At 52.9% G+C, this 18,767-nt stretch carries 13 protein-coding genes; 12 read left to right on the forward strand and 1 reads right to left on the reverse strand.

Annotated elements, in window-relative coordinates; translation table 11 throughout:
- Positions 1-690 precede the first annotated feature (690 nt).
- The 5 genes from H7U12_RS01560 (at position 691) to H7U12_RS01580 (ending at position 6,214) form a co-directional block, all read left to right on the forward strand.
- Complete coding sequence (locus tag H7U12_RS01560; protein ID WP_186631803.1) at positions 691-1,479, forward strand: histidine phosphatase family protein; 789 nt, start codon at positions 691-693, stop codon at positions 1,477-1,479.
- Between the two features lie 301 nt (positions 1,480-1,780).
- Positions 1,781-2,647, forward strand: coding sequence for a phosphatase PAP2 family protein (locus H7U12_RS01565; protein WP_186631805.1), 867 nt, complete (start codon positions 1,781-1,783; stop codon positions 2,645-2,647).
- 367 nt (positions 2,648-3,014) lie between these two features.
- Positions 3,015-4,130 carry a cytochrome-c peroxidase gene (locus tag H7U12_RS01570; RefSeq protein ID WP_186631808.1) on the forward strand — a complete coding sequence of 372 codons (1,116 nt, stop codon included), beginning with the start codon at positions 3,015-3,017 and terminating at the stop codon, positions 4,128-4,130.
- A gap of 258 nt (positions 4,131-4,388) precedes the next feature.
- Positions 4,389-5,156, forward strand: a complete 768-nt coding sequence (locus H7U12_RS01575; protein WP_192823917.1) for an MbnP family protein — start codon at positions 4,389-4,391, stop codon at positions 5,154-5,156.
- 11 nt (positions 5,157-5,167) lie between these two features.
- Positions 5,168-6,214 (forward strand): cytochrome-c peroxidase, encoded by a 1,047-nt coding sequence (locus H7U12_RS01580; protein WP_186631816.1) that lies wholly within the window; start codon positions 5,168-5,170, stop codon positions 6,212-6,214.
- A 44-nt stretch (positions 6,215-6,258) separates the two neighbouring features.
- On the opposite strand, the gene H7U12_RS01585 is transcribed toward H7U12_RS01580, so the two are convergent.
- The gene (locus H7U12_RS01585) at positions 6,259-6,933 is read right to left on the reverse strand and encodes a hypothetical protein (protein ID WP_186631819.1); all 675 of its coding nucleotides are present in this window, start codon (positions 6,931-6,933) and stop codon (positions 6,259-6,261) included.
- A gap of 763 nt (positions 6,934-7,696) precedes the next feature.
- On the opposite strand from H7U12_RS01585, the gene H7U12_RS22930 reads away from it, so the two are divergent.
- The 7 genes from H7U12_RS22930 to H7U12_RS01615 all read left to right on the forward strand — a co-directional run bounded on the left by H7U12_RS22930 (position 7,697) and on the right by H7U12_RS01615 (position 18,542).
- Complete coding sequence (locus H7U12_RS22930; protein ID WP_369426491.1) at positions 7,697-8,014, forward strand: DUF6660 family protein; 318 nt, start codon at positions 7,697-7,699, stop codon at positions 8,012-8,014.
- Between the two features lie 109 nt (positions 8,015-8,123).
- Entirely contained in the window at positions 8,124-12,518 is a 4,395-nt protein-coding gene (locus H7U12_RS01590) for a CusA/CzcA family heavy metal efflux RND transporter (protein WP_186631822.1), read from the forward strand.
- A gap of 1 nt (position 12,519) precedes the next feature.
- The gene (locus H7U12_RS01595) at positions 12,520-13,767 is read left to right on the forward strand and encodes an efflux RND transporter periplasmic adaptor subunit (RefSeq protein ID WP_186631825.1); all 1,248 of its coding nucleotides are present in this window, start codon (positions 12,520-12,522) and stop codon (positions 13,765-13,767) included.
- A 37-nt stretch (positions 13,768-13,804) separates the two neighbouring features.
- The gene (locus tag H7U12_RS01600) at positions 13,805-14,425 is read left to right on the forward strand and encodes a hypothetical protein (RefSeq protein ID WP_186631828.1); all 621 of its coding nucleotides are present in this window, start codon (positions 13,805-13,807) and stop codon (positions 14,423-14,425) included.
- Between the two features lie 21 nt (positions 14,426-14,446).
- Complete coding sequence (locus H7U12_RS01605; RefSeq protein ID WP_225986853.1) at positions 14,447-16,471, forward strand: heavy metal translocating P-type ATPase; 2,025 nt, start codon at positions 14,447-14,449, stop codon at positions 16,469-16,471.
- Positions 16,472-16,670: 199 nt separating this feature from the next.
- A complete protein-coding gene (gene lpdA, locus H7U12_RS01610; protein WP_186631831.1) occupies positions 16,671-18,065 on the forward strand; it encodes a dihydrolipoyl dehydrogenase in 1,395 nt (464 codons plus the stop codon).
- Between the two features lie 24 nt (positions 18,066-18,089).
- Positions 18,090-18,542, forward strand: a complete 453-nt coding sequence (locus H7U12_RS01615; protein WP_186631834.1) for an OsmC family protein — start codon at positions 18,090-18,092, stop codon at positions 18,540-18,542.
- Positions 18,543-18,767 lie beyond the last annotated feature (225 nt).

Consider the following 18,767-nt stretch of genomic DNA (forward strand, 5'->3'; position numbering starts at 1 on the left):
ATCACATTGTATTTCTGCCTATATAAACAAAAAGCTGTCATAGCAAGCCTATTGAAATAGGAGATATATCAATAAGTTTTTTCAATGTATTATATTTCATATTGGATGAACACTCTTAATGTAAAGTATAAGTTGTTAAAAAGTGCTGTATTTACTTTCTCAAGTACACAATGCAGAGATAGTTTCAGAGTCCCTTAAGCTCTTTCATTTTCATGGCAACAACCAAGATGATGCGGGTAGCAACAATCCCCAGAACAGGATCTATAATAAATGGAGCCTGACAACAATATGACCATATTGATTATAACCCTAAGGAGGGGAATGCCTATATCCGTACATATATCTGAATTGCTGCCTTGTCTCGATTCTATTGGGAATATCAACCTAAGGAAATGCTATCGGAAAAATCACGAATGGAGTCAGAAAGAATGGCAACGCTGCCTGAAATAAGCCCTCCAATAAATTCCAGTATTATGAAAGTGAATTCTGGGAAAAGCCTTTTTTAATATTACTAACTTTAGCATCCGCTACTACACTACATACCAGTTTAGGTGAGGGCAGTACAATACATTCTATGATTAGCTGATTATTGATCAGGTAATTGACCAATAGATACAGAGTCAAAGGGACAACGGGAACTACCTCCTTCCGCCTGAGGTTATACTTATATACAATAATCTAGTAGACCTTATGCTTAAAAGATTGTTTTTAGTACCCACCTTAGTTCTTATAACCCTATTGTCGGTGCAAGCGGAAGGCACAAAGCTACTTCATCAGACAATCCAAAGCATCGAGGCAAGGCTTACGGAATTAAGCAGGAATGCCTCTTACGTGACCGCCAATGGAAAACCTGTTGCGCAACGCATCTCCTTCTTCAATGAGGAGGATCTAGCACTTCCTGTCGGCAGTAAGGTACGACAGATTGCCCTTATTCGCCATGGAGAACCGGATCTGCGGAAAGTGGGTAAATTTTCATACCGTGAGGCAAACCAGTTTGCCGCCGATTATGATAGCGTAGGGATAATAGTGCCTGATACTTCCTTTTTCAACATTCAGAACCCTAATCAGCTTAAAGTTTTCTCCAGTTCTATCAACAGGGCAAAAGCTACCGCTCAGTATATCTTTGGAATAAACCGTGAGACGATAATATCCCCAATCTTCAGGGAATTTGAATCATCCATGGGTCACCATAGCCCCAATATAAGATTACCGATTAATCTATGGACCTCCGCCGCACGTGTAAAGTGGGTACTAGGCATAGACCGGCAAGGCGCGGAAAGTTTCGCTGAAGCCCGCAAACGGGCAAAGGCGGCGGCTAGAACTCTAGCCGATGCGTCAGAAGAAAAGACTAATGTCGCCCTTGTGGCACATGGGTTGCTAAACCGTTATATCCAAGAAAATTTGGAAAAAATGGGATGGCATGTGGTGCGGAATGGAGGCACTGGCTATTTAGGGACAACTATTTTAGTTAAGCTGTAATCTGATTAGCCTTCCATTGGCTATGTCTTATAATAAATTTGCTTACCCCAGCTAATGTTTTTTGAAAGATAAGATCCAACCCTTAAATCCGTTTCCCTTACTACCAGTAAAATCGATGAAGCGTCATTAAGCTGTTAATAATGAAAGGTTGGCTCGTCTTTCTTTTCTTGATTTTGGCATTGCAAATATTCAGCTTCGCTTGTATTAAAGGTTGAGTGGCTAAACAAGGGAAAGTTATGACGCAACCTTTTGAACAGCTTGTGGTAAAGTGATTGATTCCATTCTCACTTTACCATCGCTTATGAAAAAAATTTTACGCCTATGGTTTGTGTTGTCTATTTCTATTGGGGCTATCAGCCCTGAGCTGAAAGCACAAGAAATTGACTCTCTCAAAGTATCCCAAGAGACGGTGGCGGCAGACACGCTGAAGAAATATCAGGATTCAGTTTCGGCCCCTTCCGCCAAGGCACCCTTTTTCAAGTCCAAGGCTTTCAAAGCGACTATCATTCCGGCCCTTCTGATTGGGTACGGGCTGAGCACGGTCAAGGACAACGGCCTCTACAGCAGTTATGACGCCAAACGGGATATCCAAAGGCATTTCCCCAATTTTAAAACCACAATAGACAACCCCTTGCTTATTGCGCCCTATGTGGAGCTTGCCTTGGCCAACCTGTTGAACGTCAAATCAAAAAATGACTTTCTGAACACTGGCATCGTGATTCTGAAGGCGGAGGCCATTTTCGCCGTCACTGTCTATGGATTGAAGCAGGTTACCGACCAGGAGCGTCCCAATGGGGAGAACCGGGAATCCATGCCCTCTGGCCATGCGGCCCAGGCATTCCTTGCGGCATCTATCCTCAATACGGAGCTCAAGCACAAAAGCCCCTGGTACGGTGTCGGGGCATACACTATTGCAACCAGCGTAGGGGTTTTCCGGATGCTGAACAATAAACACTGGCAATCAGACGTCTTCGTAGGTGCCGGCATAGGCATGCTCTCTTCCCATCTGGCCTACCTGTCGCACCGTAACCGCTGGGGAAGGAAACCGTCTATTGTTGCGTCACCCACTTATATTTACGGTGTGCCCGGATTCGCATTTTCACTGAACTTGGATGACTACAAGAAAAGGAAAAACCGTCCTGACTTACTTAGGTACACCTTGAACTGATATAAACCATGGGTTACCTTTCGTTTGTTGCTGCACAATGGTTCGATTCTCAACGATTGACTCAATCTACTATTTAGAATGACATCTCTTTTTCGTTAGGCATTTTTCTCTCTAATTTCTTAACTAAGATCTTAAAGCTGATTAAAGGTTTTTAAAATGCTGAGCACAGTCCACTGTTTAAAGTATTTGTTTGTCAATATTTCTGTCTTCTGCCTCTTTTTTGAAAATAAGACCAAAATCAGAAGTGAAAACTATCCGCTACATGCGGGATGAACTCTTTTTGGAAACTCTAAAACAGCTTTTTTGTAAAAGGGCATAATTTTTATTAAATATCCTCAGTTATTTATTAAGTGTCACACATAATCTGATGGATAAAAAGGCAATGCTGTGCTTCTGGCTCACTATCTTTTCAAGCTTCACCGCTTGCCGGGATAGTGACGAGCTCCCCATCCCGGAAACACAGGAGCCCGTCGAAGATGTTGTCTACGACCTGACGTTCCCGAGCCGTTTCGGCTCCCCCAGCATACCGGATCAGAACAAGCTGACCCAGGAAGGTGTTGGCCTCGGCCGGGCGCTTTTCTATGAGAAAAGACTCTCGGGGGACAATACCCTGTCCTGCGGAAGTTGCCACCAGCAGAAGCGCGCGTTCACCGATGGAAAGTCTCTGAGCGTGGGCGTTGGGGGGGAAATCTCCCACCGCAATGCCATGTCGCTGGCGAACCTGGCCTATAACCGGTCCTTCAACTGGGACGGCGCCTTCGCTTCCTTGGAGGAGCAGGCCCGTTTTCCGATTGAGAACCCTTTGGAGATGAACCAAGACATGGGGGAGGCCGTCAGGGAGCTGCAGAGTATCCCCGCCTACCCCCCCATGTTCAGGAAAGCGTTCGGCACCTCCACTATCACGGCTGACCTGGTTTTCAAAGCCCTGGGGCAATTCCAACGTATTTTAGTTTCCTCCAACTCGCCCTTTGACCTATACCGGGAAGGGAAGAAGGGCCTTCCAGCCGAAGCGCTGGAGGGTTACGTCTTGTTTCTGACCCACCCGAACCCCGATGGGAGGATACGGGGTGGCAACTGCGGGGATTGCCATGGCAGTGACCTCACCACCTTGCAGCAGTTCCATAACAACGGACTGGACCTTTCCTTTACCGACTTGGGCAGGGGCTTGGTGACCGGCAAGACGACAGACCAAGGCAAATTCAAAGCCCCGACCCTGCGCAACATCGCCCTTACGGCCCCCTACATGCATGATGGGCGTTTCAAGACCCTGGAGGAAGTATTGGACCATTACAACGAGCATATCCGGAGTGGCAGCCCTAATCTGGATCCCCTTATTATGGAAGCCTCCAATGATTATGATGGCCGTTCCTTGGGTTTAACCGCGGAGGAGAAAGGGAAAATAATAAGGTTCCTCCATACCCTTACGGACAGCACTTTCATCCAAGAGAAGCGTTTCTCTGAGAAGAAAGTGAACCCTGGATAATTGAAATAAGACATGCACGGCACTTGTGGAGAATAAAGGGGCCAAGTTACTGCGCATGATAAAGCTTACTCCTTGGACCGCTAATCTCCACCAGCGTCTTCTCAGAATATGTGTCTATTCCAACGACCATGCTTCCCCTTTTTTGACTGGATACTGTTTGTAAATCGGAAGATAGCCAATAAAGATTTCATGGGTATGCAACCCACTTGAGTCAACTTGTGAAGACTTTATATTTCTTATTTTCCCTTTAAATTTATCATGAAGTCCCTTATGCCAAGACAGGCTGCTCTCTTATCCATTATCTTGACGTTAATGCTGTCTTTTTCCTGCAGCGAAGATCCGGAGGCGGTGCCCCAATCCGGGGAAGTCACTTTGGTATTTGACCATGTAGTAGGCAACTTCCCGCTTTCTCTGGAGGACCTGGAGTACACCAACGCCAACGGGGACGGATTCAGGGTCTCCAAATTCCAGTATTACATCAGTAACCTCGTTTTCAGAAAAGCAGACGGCACTGAGTACCACCAGCCGGAGAGTTATTACCTAGTGGACGAAAGCATCCCTTCCTCCAAGCTGGTATCGGTGAAGGACGTCCCCCCAGGGGACTACAGCGGCCTCTCCTTCACCATCGGGGTGGACAGTGCCCGGAACGTGGCCGGCGCGCAGACTGGGGCCCTGGACCCAGCCAACGGTATGTTCTGGTCCTGGAACACCGGGTACGTGTTCCTCAAGCTGGAGGGCACGTCCCCTCAGTCCAAAAACGGAGGCCTGGTCTTCCACACAGGGGGCTTCCAGGCCCCGCACAATTCCCTCCGGACAGTATCCCTCCCTTTCCTGGCGGGTCAGAAACTGCGGGTGGAAGCCTCCAGAACACCACGGGTCTCCCTGTCAGCGGACGTGCTACGATTATTCCAAGGGGTGAACACGATCCGGTTCTCGGAACTGAGCTCAACCATGGGAGGCGCGAACTCGGTGAAAGTGGCTGACAACTACACCCGGATGTTCACCGTTGGTCACATGCGGGAATAAGCGGGATGTCGTTGAGTAGCTTTCGTCTGGGCCGTAGATATGTGCTCCTGTGCGCTGCCTTAGGGATAGCCGCGTGCGGCTCTGAGCAGGATATTACCCCCGCGGAAAGCCCGTCATTCCCGGCCGGTTTTCCGGAGCCTATCTATAGCTACCGGAACAACCCGGTGACAGAGGAGGGGTTCGAGCTGGGGCGGGCCCTCTTCTACGACCCTATTCTCTCAAAGGACGGCTCCGTTTCCTGCGGGAGCTGCCACCGGCAGGAGGCCGCCTTCGCCGACCCGGGGAGCCCCGTGACTCAGGGCGTGGGGGGAAAGGAAGGGTCCAGGAACACTCCTGCGCTGGCCAACCTGCGCTGGAGCCGAGCCTTTTTCTGGGACGGTGGGGGAAACCACCTGGAGTTGGTGCCCCTTGCCCCCATCACCAATCCTTTGGAGATGGGGGAGAACCTCTCCAGCGTGATCAGGAAACTGAACCGCGACCCGGAATATGTCCAGGCTTTCAGGAAGGCCTTCCAGCACCGGGACACGGTGAACAGCCAGCAGCTGTTCAGGGCCTTGGCCCAGTTCATGGGGGAGTTGGTGTCTGCCGGCTCCCCTTATGACCAGTTCCAGAATGGGAAAGCCGAGGCCCTTACGCCGGAGCAGAAAAAAGGCCTGGTGGTTTTCAAGGGAAAGTGCGGCACCTGCCACCAACCGGGCCTGTTCACCGACCATTCCTTTCGGAACAACGGGCTGGACGCTGACACTCCCCAGGATACCGGCAGGCATCTGGTTACCGAGTCTCCGACGGACGTCGGCCGGTTCAAAGTCCCGAGCCTACGCAACGTGGCCCTTACCTCCCCCTATATGCATGACGGCCGTTTTGGGACGTTGCAGCAGGTGTTGGAGCATTATGATACCGGGGTAAGGCGGTCCGCCACTCTGGACCCTGCCTTGGATGGGCCAACCCCGGGCATCCAACTTTCCCAGGCGGAGAAAAGGCAGCTGCTCGCTTTCCTGCAATCCCTGACGGATCAGTCCTTCATTGGGAATAAGCGGTTTGCCGCGCCGCGCCCATGAGCGCGGTATTCCTGTTGCCCCGCCTTTAAGCATATTCTCTTGGGCTAGGGATTAATCCACCGCCGGAGCCCGAACGAAATACTTATCAGGCTTGGGTATCCAGGGATAAGGCCTGTAGACAGTTCATACCTCTCACTGACCATCAGATTATACTCCAATTCTCCCGCCAGGGGAATAAGCCTGTACTGCCACCGGTCGTTCTTGTCCCCCCTGAAAAAACCGGAATACTGGTATCCTTTCAAACGATACCAGTTGCGCCGAAACACCAGGGTAGGACCTATCCCCCCGTTGAGGGAATGCCGGCCTTTTTTGAAGACGACCCATCGAACCCCCACATGGGAAAAGCCCCCCACCTGCAGTGCGCAATCAGCATACAACGCCTGGATAGCTTTGACGGAGAACTTGTCCCGTCTGAGGAAATGTTCATAGCCTAGCGCCCCACCCAAATTGAACACCAAATACCCTTTTTTGTCTGGATTCAAAGGCATCAATGGTGCATTAATCTCTCCTTTGGGATGAAGGCTGACGCCAAAAAATTTAAGGTTCACATTGCTCTGTCCATAGCTAGCCAAGGAAAACAGCCATACTAATGGTAAAACAGAGAAACTCTTGATGAGTTTTTTGACTAACATGTTGCGGGGTGCAAGAGCAAGAGCCTGGCATTCTGCCAACTTTGCCTTTGGAACTGCTGGTTTGGTGGTACTTCCGTAAAAGGCCATAAATGATAATGCTTATACGGATCCCTCGGGTTACCCGGCTAAGCATTATCAGTTCCACCTAGTTTCAAACAATTGTAACTGAAGTAACAATCAAACGATTTGGCTGGTTTTCCCCAATGGTAGTAGCTTGGGTTTTAAAAAGGCCAGCTTCCCCACTAAATTTACCTATTCGTCACGGAGAACGCAAAAGAAAGAAGAAAAGGTTGGTTAATATATAAGATAGGCCCTCCTTCACTAAACAGGTTGGTAAAAAGGGCGATCTTTCCTAGCTACATTTTCTCCTGTAATGCTAACTTAAGATCGAATTTCCGATGTTTAAATTGACTATAATAGGAATATAAGATATTCTACAACAATGACGAAAAACAAAAGAACTAAAAATTCCAGGCCAAAGATCGTGCTAATAATCTTCTACTTTATTCTGGCAGCTTTGCTTTTGACCGTTGCCTGTCTACGCATCTGGCATTTTTACTCCTCCCACGCCAAATAAAGCTCTTTACCTAGGGGAATCAGGAACATGCTAGGAATTCATCTGATCCTAGGCCATGCGGACGCTAGATAACAGGTATCTTTATCCCTTATATTCCGATATCACCTCAGCTTTCCTAAGATGGACGTCAGCAGGGAATCCACCAAGAAGGAATGACCAAGCAATCATTGTAACAACGTTTTGGAAGCAAACCCGGTATAAGGAAATGTTTCGGTTAAGAATCATCCCACCGGATTCTTTGTATTTGAGTTAGCATCCCGTATTTTTGCCCTGATGAAGTGGTTTAACCTTATCCTCGCTGTTTTCATGACCTTCATGGCTTGTATGCCCTGCAGCGACGTCTATGGTTATGCCGAAACGACACCAGGCACTTCTGTGACCCCTTCCCCTGTCACCGAGAACCACCAAGAGGCCAGGGATATGTGCACGCCGCTCTGCATCTGCAGCTGCTGCGCAGGTTTCTCACAGCCAACCTCAGCTTCACTTCAAATTGAGGCGAAAGCTTTCTTTAATCGGACGCCCCTTCTTGCCTTCTACCGGGAACGTCACTTGGCCGTCCATGCCTCCATCTGGCAACCCCCCAAAGTTTAAGCCTTATTTATTGACCGCTGGGATTGGGTAGACTCCTTCTCTTAGCCATTTTGCCTGGATTCCTATGGGTCCCCCAGGCTGTCTATTTTTTGGCTTAAACCATAGTTTCATGATTGACAATCTGATAGCTTTTTCCATCCGGAACAAGCTGATTATCGGGCTATTCACCCTTGCCCTGGTGGTCTGGGGGCTTTTCTCCCTGAGCCGGCTTCCCATCGATGCCGTTCCGGACATCACCAACAACCAAGTACAGATCATCACGACTTCCCCCACCCTGGCGGCGCAGGAAGTCGAGCAGTTCATCACTTCCCCCATAGAGATTGAGATGGCCAACGTGCCGGACCTGGTGGAGGTCCGATCCATCTCCCGCTTCGGCCTTTCCGTGGTCACCGTGGTCTTTGAGGATGACGTGGACGTCTACCTCGCCCGCCAGATCGTGGGCGAGAAGCTCAGGAGTGCCCAGGAACAACTTCCAGTGGGGTTGGCATCCCCTGAGATGGGCCCTGTCTCAACCGGCCTAGGCGAGATTTACCAGTATGTGCTGCATACCACCCCCGACTCGCCTAAGGAATACTCACCCACGGAACTAAGGACGATCCAGGACTGGATCGTGAAACGGCAGTTGGCCGGCACGCCCGGGGTGGCCGAGGTCAGCAGCTTCGGCGGGATGGTTAAACAGTACCAGGTTTCCGTGGACCCGGAAAGGCTTCGGGCATTCGATGTGACGATCTCCGACATCTTTGATGCGCTGGAGAGGAATAATGAGAACACCGGGGGGGCCTTCATTGAAAAGGGCCCTAATGCCTACTTTATCCGGGGTATCGGCCTTCTGACGAGTTTTGAGGATATTGAGCAGACCGTTGTGAAGAATACAGCAGGCCTGCCTCTTTTGATACGGGACGTCGCCACCGTGGAAGAAGGAAGTTCTGTGCGCTACGGCGCCTTGACCCGAAACGGGGAGGGAGAGGTGGTAGGAGGCATCGTCATGATGCTCAAGGGTGAAAACTCCGCGCAGGTAATAGAAAACGTGAAGGCGAAGATCGAGGGAATTCAGAAGACCCTACCGCCTGGGGTGCTGCTGGAGCCGTTCCTGGACCGAACACGACTGGTGGACCGAGCCATCGGCACCGTCAGCAAAAACCTCATAGAAGGGGGGCTTATCGTGGTTTTCGTGCTGGTGCTCTTGTTGGGCAACCTGCGCGCCGGCCTGGTGGTGGCTTCGGTCATCCCCCTAGCCATGCTTTTCGCCATCTCCATGATGCAGCTCTTCGGCGTGTCCGGAAACCTGATGAGCCTGGGGGCTATTGACTTCGGGTTGATCGTGGACGGCGCGGTAATCATCGTGGAGAGTATAGTGCACCGGATATCAGTAAACAAACAGTTTGAGGGAATAGACCGGCTGAACCAACGGCAGATGGATGACACCGTCCTGGATGCCACCGTCAAGATCCGCCAATCGGCCGCCTTTGGGGAAATCATTATCCTCATCGTCTACCTGCCCATACTGGCGCTGGTGGGAATCGAGGGCAAGATGTTCCGCCCTATGGCCCAGACCGTGGGGTTTGCCATCCTGGGCGCCCTGATCCTTTCCCTGACCTACGTGCCTATGGCCTCGGCTTTGTTCCTGAGTAAGAAGACCAAGCACAAGCCCAATTTCGCAGACAAAGTAATGGCCCGATTGGAAGCTTCCTATGGGAGACTTTTACAGAAGGCGTTGAAAATAAGGGTTGTGCTGTTGGCATTGACGCTTGGTTTGTTTCTATTCACCCTTTTCCTTTTTAGCCGCATGGGCGGAGAATTCATCCCAACCCTGGACGAGGGCGACTTCGCCATCGAATCCTCCATTAGCCCAGGCTCCTCGCTGACCCAGAGCGTCAAGACCTTCTCCCAGGCGGAAAGGATACTGCTCAAGCAGTTCCCGGAGGTAAAGGAGGTGATCAGCAAGATCGGTGCTTCGGAAATACCCACCGACCCCATGCCCATCGAGGCCGCCGACATGACCGTTATCCTGAAGGACCGGGACGAATGGGAGTCCGCCGACACCAGGGAGGAGCTCATGGAGAAAATGGAGCAGGCGCTGTCGGTCATTCCGGGCTTGAACGCCGAGTTCTCCCAGCCTATCCAATTGAGAAGCAACGAGCTGATGACCGGGGTGAAACAGGACATCGCGGTGAAGATCTACGGTGAGGACTTGGATGTATTGGCCCAGAAAGCCGAGGAGGCAGCCAACCTTATCCGCCCTATTGCAGGGGTGGGGGATTTGAAAGTAGAGCAGACCACCGGTTTGCCCCAAGTGCTTGTGAAATACAACCGTGCCCAGATGGCACAGATGGGACTTAGCGTAGAGGATGTGAACCGAGCCTTGCGCACTGGGTTCGCTGGTGGGGAGGCCGGGGTCATTTATGAGGGGGAGAGACGATTTGATCTCGTGGTTCGTCTGGCGCAGACCAACCGTCAGACGCTCTCAAACGTGGAAGACTTGCTGATTGCCCTACCAAACGGTACCCAGGTACCCCTTCGACAGGTGGCTCAGGTGACGTTGGAGGAAGGACCCAGCCAGATATCGCGGGATGACACCAAGCGTCGTATCACCATAGGCATCAATGCCCGGGAGCGTGACGTGGAGAACCTGGTAAAGGAAATACAGGAGACCCTGGAAGCCAAATTCAAATTGCCGGTGGGCTACTACGTCACCTATGGCGGACAGTTTGAGAACCTGCAGGCCGCCAAGGCCCGACTCTCGGTGGCCGTGCCACTTTCCCTGGCGATTATCCTGCTGCTGCTCTTTCTCACCTTCGGTTCCTTCAAGCAGAGCCTGCTCATCTTCACGGCCATTCCCTTGGCGGCCATCGGCGGTGTGTTCGCCTTGCTGTTGCGGGGCATGCCCTTTAGTATCTCCGCCGGTATCGGGTTCATCGCCCTCTTCGGCGTGGCGGTATTGAACGGAATCGTTCTGATAGGGTATTTCAACCAATTGAAAAAGGAAGGATGGAAAGATCCGTACACTCGAATCATGGAAGGCACTAAGGTCCGGCTGCGCCCGGTGATCATGACAGCGGCGGTGGCCTCACTAGGCTTCCTTCCCATGGCGCTTTCCGGCTCGGCCGGGGCAGAGGTGCAGAAACCGCTGGCCACGGTGGTGATCGGGGGCCTTATCACTTCCACGCTGCTCACCCTTTTCCTTCTTCCTATCATGTACAGTTATGTGGAAAAAATGAAAAAGACGGAAGGTGACAGTAGCCAGGGAGGAATAGTTGGCTTTCTGGTGCTTGTTCTGGTTGTTTTCGGTTTGGCCCTGCCGGTGAGCGCCCAGACTAGCCCTAATCCTGTGAGTGGCACTGTCACTCTTAACCAAGCAATAGACCTGGCCCTGAAGAACAGCCCTGCTGTTCGCGCCGGCACCCTGGCCGTGGAGCAACAGCAGGCGCTGCGCCGGGCAAGCTTCGATCTGCCAAAGACGGTTCTGACGGGGGAGTACGGGCAAATAAACAGTGCGGCCAATGACAACGCACTGACTTTGTCCCAAGGCTTCTCTTTGCCGGGCGTGTACCGGAGCCAGGCTCGGCTGGCCTTACAGCAGGTCGGCGGCATGGAGCAGCAACTGCTGCTGACTAGGCGGACCGTGGTCCGGGATGTGAAGCTTGCCTACAATGAATGGATTATCCTTTCCCAGAGGTTCAAAATGCTGAGCATCCAAGACAGTCTGGCTCAGGAATTTGAGCGCGCCGCCGGTTTCCGCTTCAAAGCGGGGGAGACCAACTACCTGGAGAAGATCGCGGCCGAGGCCCAGGCCATGGAGGCCCGAACCGCCTTGGAATCCACCCGCTCAGAGGTTACTGCCGTCCAGCAGCGCCTGCTTCGCTCGCTCTTCATCCCCGACACGGTCAGCTTCCAGCCAGAGCCACGGTCAGGGGAGCTGATCTTGCCTGCAGACACCTCCTGGCTCAGTAGCCATCCAGAGGTTGCCATTTTCAGGAACCAGATGGCGGTCAGCCAGGCCCAGACCCAAGTGGAAAGAAGCCGGCTCCTGCCCGAGCTCTCGGTTGGGCTGAGGAGCCAGACCATCCAAGGTTTCCAGAATGTCTCTGGGGAGGAAGAGTACTTTGGGGCCGGCAGGCGATTCCAGTCCGTGGAACTCGGGGTAGGCATTCCCATCTTCTCCAGGGCCCAACGCGCCCGGGTGAGGGCCGCCTCCCTTGCGGAGCAGGTAGCCACCGCTCAGTACGAGAGTCGGCGGCTGGCCTTGCAGACAGAGCTGTTGCGGTTCACCCAGGATTACGAAAGGAGCAGGCAGGCCCTGCGGTACTATGAGGACAAGGCATTGCCGCAGGCAAACTTGATTATTGAATATGCCAGCAAGGGCTTCAGGCTAGGGGAAACTGAGTACACCGAGTACATCCAAAACATAAACCAGGCCCATCGTATCCGGTTGCAGTACCTTGACGTTCTGTCCCAGTTCAACCAGTCCGTTATTCAATTAGAGTTTTATTTAAAGAGCAATTAAGATGATGAAACATATAAAATCAAGTGTTTTCCCCCTTCTGTTTGGCGTGATCCTAGCATTTAGTTCTTGCCAGGATGGGCCGAAGGCCGAAGAAAAAACCGATGAAACCCATGCCGAGGGTGAAGCCGGGGAAGAAGAGTCCATCGGGCTGACCCAGGCCCAAATGGATGCGGTGGGGATAAAATTGGGAGGCATTGAGAACCGGCCCCTTAAAAGCGGAATACAGGCTAACGGGATGCTGGACCTCCCCCCTCAGAACAAAGCCACCATTTCCAGCCTGACGGAGGGAATCGTGCGGGAGATCTTCGTCACCCAGGGGCAGTTCGTGAAAAAGGGACAACGGTTGGTCAGCATCGAACACCCCAGCATCATCCAGCTCCAGGAGGAGTACCTGAAAGCCCAAAGCGCCCTTAACTATGCCAAGATCGATTATGAGCGCCAACGGGAATTATTGAAGGAGAATGTGATTGCGGCCAAAAAGTACCAGTTGGCCGAGGCCGAGTACAGGGCGCGTCAGGCGGAGGTTTCCTCTTTGGCCAGCCGCTTGGGCCAAATTGGCATATCCGCCAGCCGCATCAGGGTAGGCTCCCTGATCCGTTCGGTATCGGTGGTTTCACCCATGCACGGCTATGTACATCAGATAAAGGTAAACATCGGCGCCTTGGTTGAGCCAGCCAAGGAGCTTTTCCAGGTAGTGGACAACCACCACATCCAGATTGACCTTCAGGTCTTTGAGAAGGACATCGCCCAGGTCAAGAACGGCCAGAAGGTTCTCTTCTCCCTGACCTCCAACCCTTCCAAGACATATGAGGCCACCATCTTCTCGGTGGGGAAATCCTTTGAGAACGATACCAAGACGGTGGTGGTACACGCCCAGATCAACGACAACCAGGAGGCGACCCTGCTTCCCGGCATGTTCGTGAGCGGCCGTATCCTTACCTCTGAGGCGACCGTGCCGGCGCTCCCGGATGAGGCCATCATAACAGAAGGAGAGCTGAAATTCGTGTTCGCCGCTACGCGTGCCACCCACTCTCCTGAGCCTAAGGCTGAAAGCTCAGAAGAAGAACATGAGGGGGAACTCGCCCCGGACTGGGTCTTTACCAAGATCGGGGTTCAGACGGGCGCCATGGATGCCGGATACACGGAGGTAAAGCTTTTGAACCCTATACCGGCTGGCTCTCAACTCGTCACCAAAGGCGCCTACTATGTCGCGGCGCAGGGCAACAAAGGCGAGAGCGGTGGCCATTAAACGATTTAGGGAGAATTTTCAGTTTTAGTCAATCGCCATGCTGCATGTCCTGCTGGATAGTTTCCTGATCAGCCTGATCCATGCCCTGATCCCCAGCCACTGGATGGCTTTGGTGGCTATTGGGCGCTCAGAGGGCTGGCCACTAGCCACCACGCTGCGGGCCACCCTGTTGGCGGGCCTCGCCCACATTGGAGGCACGCTCCTATTGGGCGGGCTGATCGGGTACCTGGGTATCAGGCTGTCTGAGGAGTTTACCTCCTTTGCCCGTAACGCTACCCCCTTGGCCTTGGTCGTAATGGGCATGTTTGTACTGGGTACCGCCTACTCCCACCCAGACAAGGCTCCCAAGGACCTATCCTCGCTCAGGAAGGCGCCTTCCGTCCGGAGCTGGTTCACCACCATGACGGTGGCCCTGTTTTTCTCGCCCTGTTTGGAGATAAGTTCCTATTTCCTGACAGCCGCCACCCATGGGTGGCAGGGAATCCTGCTGGTGGCGACGGTTTTCGTTTTTGTGACGCTGCCGTTAATGCTGGGGCTTGTCGCTTTGGGGTACCGGGGCATCGGCCGCTTCAGAGGAGTGGTGCTGGAGAGGCACGGGCACGCCATCATGGGTGGCGTGCTGATCGTCTTGGGACTGGCCACCTTTTTTTATGAATAGTCAATCTTTAATTCCACTTATATGATACAGGAATCTCACGGCGGCGAAGAGCGCAAACCAACTTATAATACAGCATTCCTAACGGCCCAGAAGATGATGGACGAAGACAAAGACCCGCATGCGGTCAACCACGCCGACGTGGAGAAGAACGGTGACCATGACGGCCATGACCATGGAGCCGGGGAGTCCTCAGGGTGGAAAAGCCACTGGGCGCTTCTACTGTCCCTGGCAGTCCTAGTGGTCATGCTCACTTTGGAGTATGGCTTCGGCTACGTCCCACCCGCTCCACTGGGCCTTGCCATTTACGGCGCTGCCTACCTGCTTGCTGGCTATAAAGTGCTGGACCTCGCCTTCCGCAAGGCCATGCGCCTCGACTTCTTCAATGAGTTCTTCCTGATGAGCGTCGCCACGCTCGGTGCCTTCGCCATCGGCTCCTACAGCGAGGGTGTGGCCGTCATGGTCTTCTACTCCATAGGGGAGTGGTTCCAGGACGCGGCCGTCAACCGCGCGAAGCGCAGCATAAAGGCGTTGCTGGATATACGCCCCGATGAGGTCTCTGTCATCAGGGGCGGAACAGCTATGGTAGTGGACCCAAAGGAAGTACAGATTGGGGAGACCATCCAGATGAAATCCGGGGAGAAAGTGGCCCTGGACGGCGAGCTGCTCTCAGAGAAGGCATCCTTCAACACCGCCGCCCTGACCGGGGAGAGCAAACCCGACACAAAGGCGAAGGGAGAGAAAGTGTACGCCGGGATGATCAACCTCAATACCGTGGCCGAGGTCCAGGTCACCTCCTTGTTTCGGGACAGCAAGCTGAGCAGGATTTTGGAAATGGTGCAGGATGCGACGGCCAGAAAGTCGCAGACCCAGCTCTTCATCTCCCGTTTCGCTAAAGTCTACACGCCCATCGTCTTCTTTCTGGCCTTGGCCGTATGCGCGGTGCCCTATTTCATAATGGACGACTATGACTTCAATGTCTGGTTTTACCGCGCGCTGGTTTTCCTGGTGATAAGCTGCCCTTGTGCGCTGGTGGTGTCCATTCCCCTGGGTTATTTCGGTGGGATCGGGCTGGCTTCCCGGAACGGGATCCTTTTCAAGGGATCAAACTTCTTGGATGTGATGACCAGGGTAAATGCGGTGGTGATGGACAAGACCGGCACTTTGACGCACGGCGTCTTCAAAGTGCAGCAGGTGGTGGCCCATGGCCTGGAGGAAAAAGAGCTTATCAGCCTGACCGCCGCCATCGAGACGCAATCCACCCACCCGATCGCCAAGGCCATTGCGGAATTCGCCGGGGCCCAGGCCACCCAGGCTTCCAGAATAGAGCAGGTAGAGGAGATATCGGGCCACGGGCTCAAAGGCACGATTGATGGGAAGCAGGTGCTGGCGGGCAACACCAAACTCCTTAAGAAATTCAACATACCCTACCCTGCGGAGATCGAGGGCATCGTCAACACCATAGTGGTGGTGGCGGTGAACGGGCTGTACGCCGGGTATATCACCATTGCAGACGAGATAAAGGAGGATGCGGCCCAGGCTATCAGGGATATGCACGCCTTGAACATCCAGACCGTGATGCTCTCCGGTGACAAACAGACGGTGGTCGATGAAGTGGCCAAAAAACTGGGCATTGACACCGCGTTCGGGAACCTCCTCCCGGAGGACAAAGTGGCCAAGGTGCAGGCGTTGAAGGACCAGGGCAGGCACATCGCCTTTGTGGGTGACGGTGTGAATGACGCTCCGGTGGTGGCCCTGGCTGATGCCGGGATCGCCATGGGGGGCCTGGGCAGCGACGCCACCATAGAGACCGCTGATGTGGTGATCCAGAACGACCAACCGTCTAAGATCGTGTCCGCCATCAAGGTGGGGAAGATAACCCGCAGCATCGTCTGGCAGAACATCATTTTGGCGATGACTGTCAAGGTAATCGTGCTGGCATTGGGTGCTGGGGGTGTGGCCACCCTGTGGGAGGCTGTTATCGCCGATGTGGGCGTCGCCCTGTTGGCCATCTTAAATGCAGTGCGGATTCAGCGCATGAAAGTATAGGAAGGTTTAGGCTTATTCAGGTCTACGACTGGTGACAAGGGACAACCATGTAGGTTATTTAACCTCTTTAAAATTTGTTGCACGGCTCTGCAAGTTTCAAAATGGCAGTGCAACTACTCATGTTTGCGCTTTATACCGCTTTGATTAATCCGCGCGCTGTGGTTTTCAAAAATCTATTAACCTCTAAATTCAATTGCTTATGTACGATGTTGCAATCATAGGTTCTGGCCCGGGCGGCTACGTCGCAGCCATACGTTGCGCCCAACTAGGTTTCAAGACAGTTATCATAGAGAAATATGACACCTTGGGCGGCACTTGCCTGAATGTAGGGTGCATCCCCTCCAAAGCTGTATTGGATAGCTCCGAGCATTTTCACAATGCCCAGCACAAATTCAAAAACCATGGCATCCGACTGGAGAACCTGCAACTGGATTTCCCCCAGATGCTCGCCCACAAAGCGGACGTGGTCCAGAAAACAGTGGCGGGGGTAGACTACCTGATGAAAAAGAACAAGGTAGAGGTCTTACGCGGCAAAGCAACCTTGCTGACACCCCGGACGGTGAGCATTCAGGGAGCGGAAGGGCCTCCTTCAGTAATTGAATCTAAGCACATTGTTCTGGCGACGGGCTCCAAGCCCAGCTCCTTGCCTGGTATCACCATCGATAAGAAAAGGATTATCTCCTCCACAGAGGCACTGACTTTACCGGAAATCCCCCGGCACCTGCTGGTAATCGGAGGCGGGGTCATTGGCATGGAGCTGGGGTCAGTGTATGCGCGCGTTGGCTCCACAGTCAGTGTGCTGGAATATACCGATGCCATCATCCCCAGCATGGACCTGACCATGGGTAAGGAACTGAAAAAGTCACTACAAAAGCTGGGGATGGACTTCTACCTCAGCCACAAGGTAACCGGCGCCCAAAGCACCGAAACTGGGGTAACCGTCACGGCGGAGGATACCGCGGGCAATACCCTGAACCTGGAGGGGGATTATTGCCTGATGGCCGTGGGCCGAAAACCCTACACGGAGGGACTGGGACTGGAAAACGTTGGCATCACAACCGACAAAGGGGGGCGCATCGAGGTAAATGAATACCTGGAAACGAATGTGCCGGGCATCTATGCCATCGGCGATGTGGTGAAAGGGGCGATGCTGGCACACAAGGCCTCAGAGGAGGGCGTCTATGTGGCCGAACGCCTGGCCGGCCAGAAGCCGCACCTGGATTACCTGCTTATCCCTGGTATCGTGTACACCTGGCCGGAAGTAGCCACCGTGGGCTATACAGAAGAACAGTTGAAGGCTAACGGGCGCGCCTACCGGACCGGGGTATTCCCGTTCCGGGCCAATGCCCGCGCCCGGATGAATGACGATTTGGATGGCCAGATTAAAGTACTAGCCGATGCTAAAACGGATGAAATCCTGGGTATCCATATGATCGGCCCCCGGGTCAGCGACATCATCGGGGAGGCCGTCGCCGCGATGAGCTACCGTGCCTCTGCTGAGGATATCGCCCGGATGTCCCATGGGCACCCTACCTTTTACGAGACATTGAAAGAGGCTTGCCTGGCGGTAAACAACCAGGCCATCCATATTTGATAAAAACCTATAATTAACAAAGAAATGAGCGAATACAGAGCAAACCTGCTATGGTCGGGTCCCAATACCGATTTCACGTATAAAACGTACAGCCGCACCCATACCTGGACCTTTGGCGGGGGCAGTGCCGTAGAAGCCTCTGCTGCGCCGGAGTACTTAGGCAAGGCCGAACTGGTCAATCCGGAAGAAGCCTTTGCCGCCTCCCTAGCCAGCTGCCACCTGCTCACCTTTCTGGCCCTTGCTGCCTTTCAGAAATTTACCGTAGGGCGCTACGAAGACGAGGCGGTTGCTTCGGTGGGTAAAAATGCCCAAGGGAAGATGGCGGTTTTACAGGTTACTTTAAACCCCAAGGTGACTTTTAGCGGAGAGAATCTGCCCACTCCTGACCAGATAGCCGCCCTGCATCACAGGGCTCATAACGACTGCTTTATCTCCAATTCGGTCTTAACAGAGGTAATCGTAAAGCCGGTGGTATAGATGAATGGTTTAATCTTTAGAGTCTTTGGATGAGCCGATGAACCGTCGGAGCAGTCACCAATCGGAAAACCCAGGTGAGCTGTTCCCTTGAAAGAGCAGAAATGGAGGAACAAGAAGAAAAAGAACCGCAACTCGACCCGGGCAACAAAAAAGAGCGGCGCACGCTGTCCTTTAAGGGGCATTAGGGGTCGTTAGAGGTGGCGGGAATAGAATCTTTGGTGGCAC

It is taken from the genome of Rufibacter sediminis (assembly GCF_014269285.1).
GTDB classification, from domain to species: Bacteria; Bacteroidota; Bacteroidia; order Cytophagales; family Hymenobacteraceae; genus Nibribacter; species Nibribacter sediminis.

Bases quoted from the DNA above. Each gene is read 5' to 3' on its own strand.
- H7U12_RS01560 (WP_186631803.1), top strand. From the start codon at position 691: ATGCTTAAAAGATTGTTTTTAGTACCCACCTTAGTTCTTATAACCCTA.
- H7U12_RS01565 (WP_186631805.1), top strand. From the start codon at position 1,781: ATGAAAAAAATTTTACGCCTATGGTTTGTGTTGTCTATTTCTATTGGG.
- H7U12_RS01570 (WP_186631808.1), top strand. From the start codon at position 3,015: ATGGATAAAAAGGCAATGCTGTGCTTCTGGCTCACTATCTTTTCAAGC.
- H7U12_RS01575 (WP_192823917.1), top strand. From the start codon at position 4,389: ATGAAGTCCCTTATGCCAAGACAGGCTGCTCTCTTATCCATTATCTTG.
- H7U12_RS01585 (WP_186631819.1), bottom strand. From the start codon at position 6,933: ATGGCCTTTTACGGAAGTACCACCAAACCAGCAGTTCCAAAGGCAAAG.
- H7U12_RS22930 (WP_369426491.1), top strand. From the start codon at position 7,697: ATGAAGTGGTTTAACCTTATCCTCGCTGTTTTCATGACCTTCATGGCT.
- H7U12_RS01590 (WP_186631822.1), top strand. From the start codon at position 8,124: ATGATTGACAATCTGATAGCTTTTTCCATCCGGAACAAGCTGATTATC.
- H7U12_RS01595 (WP_186631825.1), top strand. From the start codon at position 12,520: ATGATGAAACATATAAAATCAAGTGTTTTCCCCCTTCTGTTTGGCGTG.
- H7U12_RS01600 (WP_186631828.1), top strand. From the start codon at position 13,805: ATGCTGCATGTCCTGCTGGATAGTTTCCTGATCAGCCTGATCCATGCC.
- H7U12_RS01605 (WP_225986853.1), top strand. From the start codon at position 14,447: ATGATACAGGAATCTCACGGCGGCGAAGAGCGCAAACCAACTTATAAT.
- lpdA (WP_186631831.1), top strand. From the start codon at position 16,671: ATGTACGATGTTGCAATCATAGGTTCTGGCCCGGGCGGCTACGTCGCA.
- H7U12_RS01615 (WP_186631834.1), top strand. From the start codon at position 18,090: ATGAGCGAATACAGAGCAAACCTGCTATGGTCGGGTCCCAATACCGAT.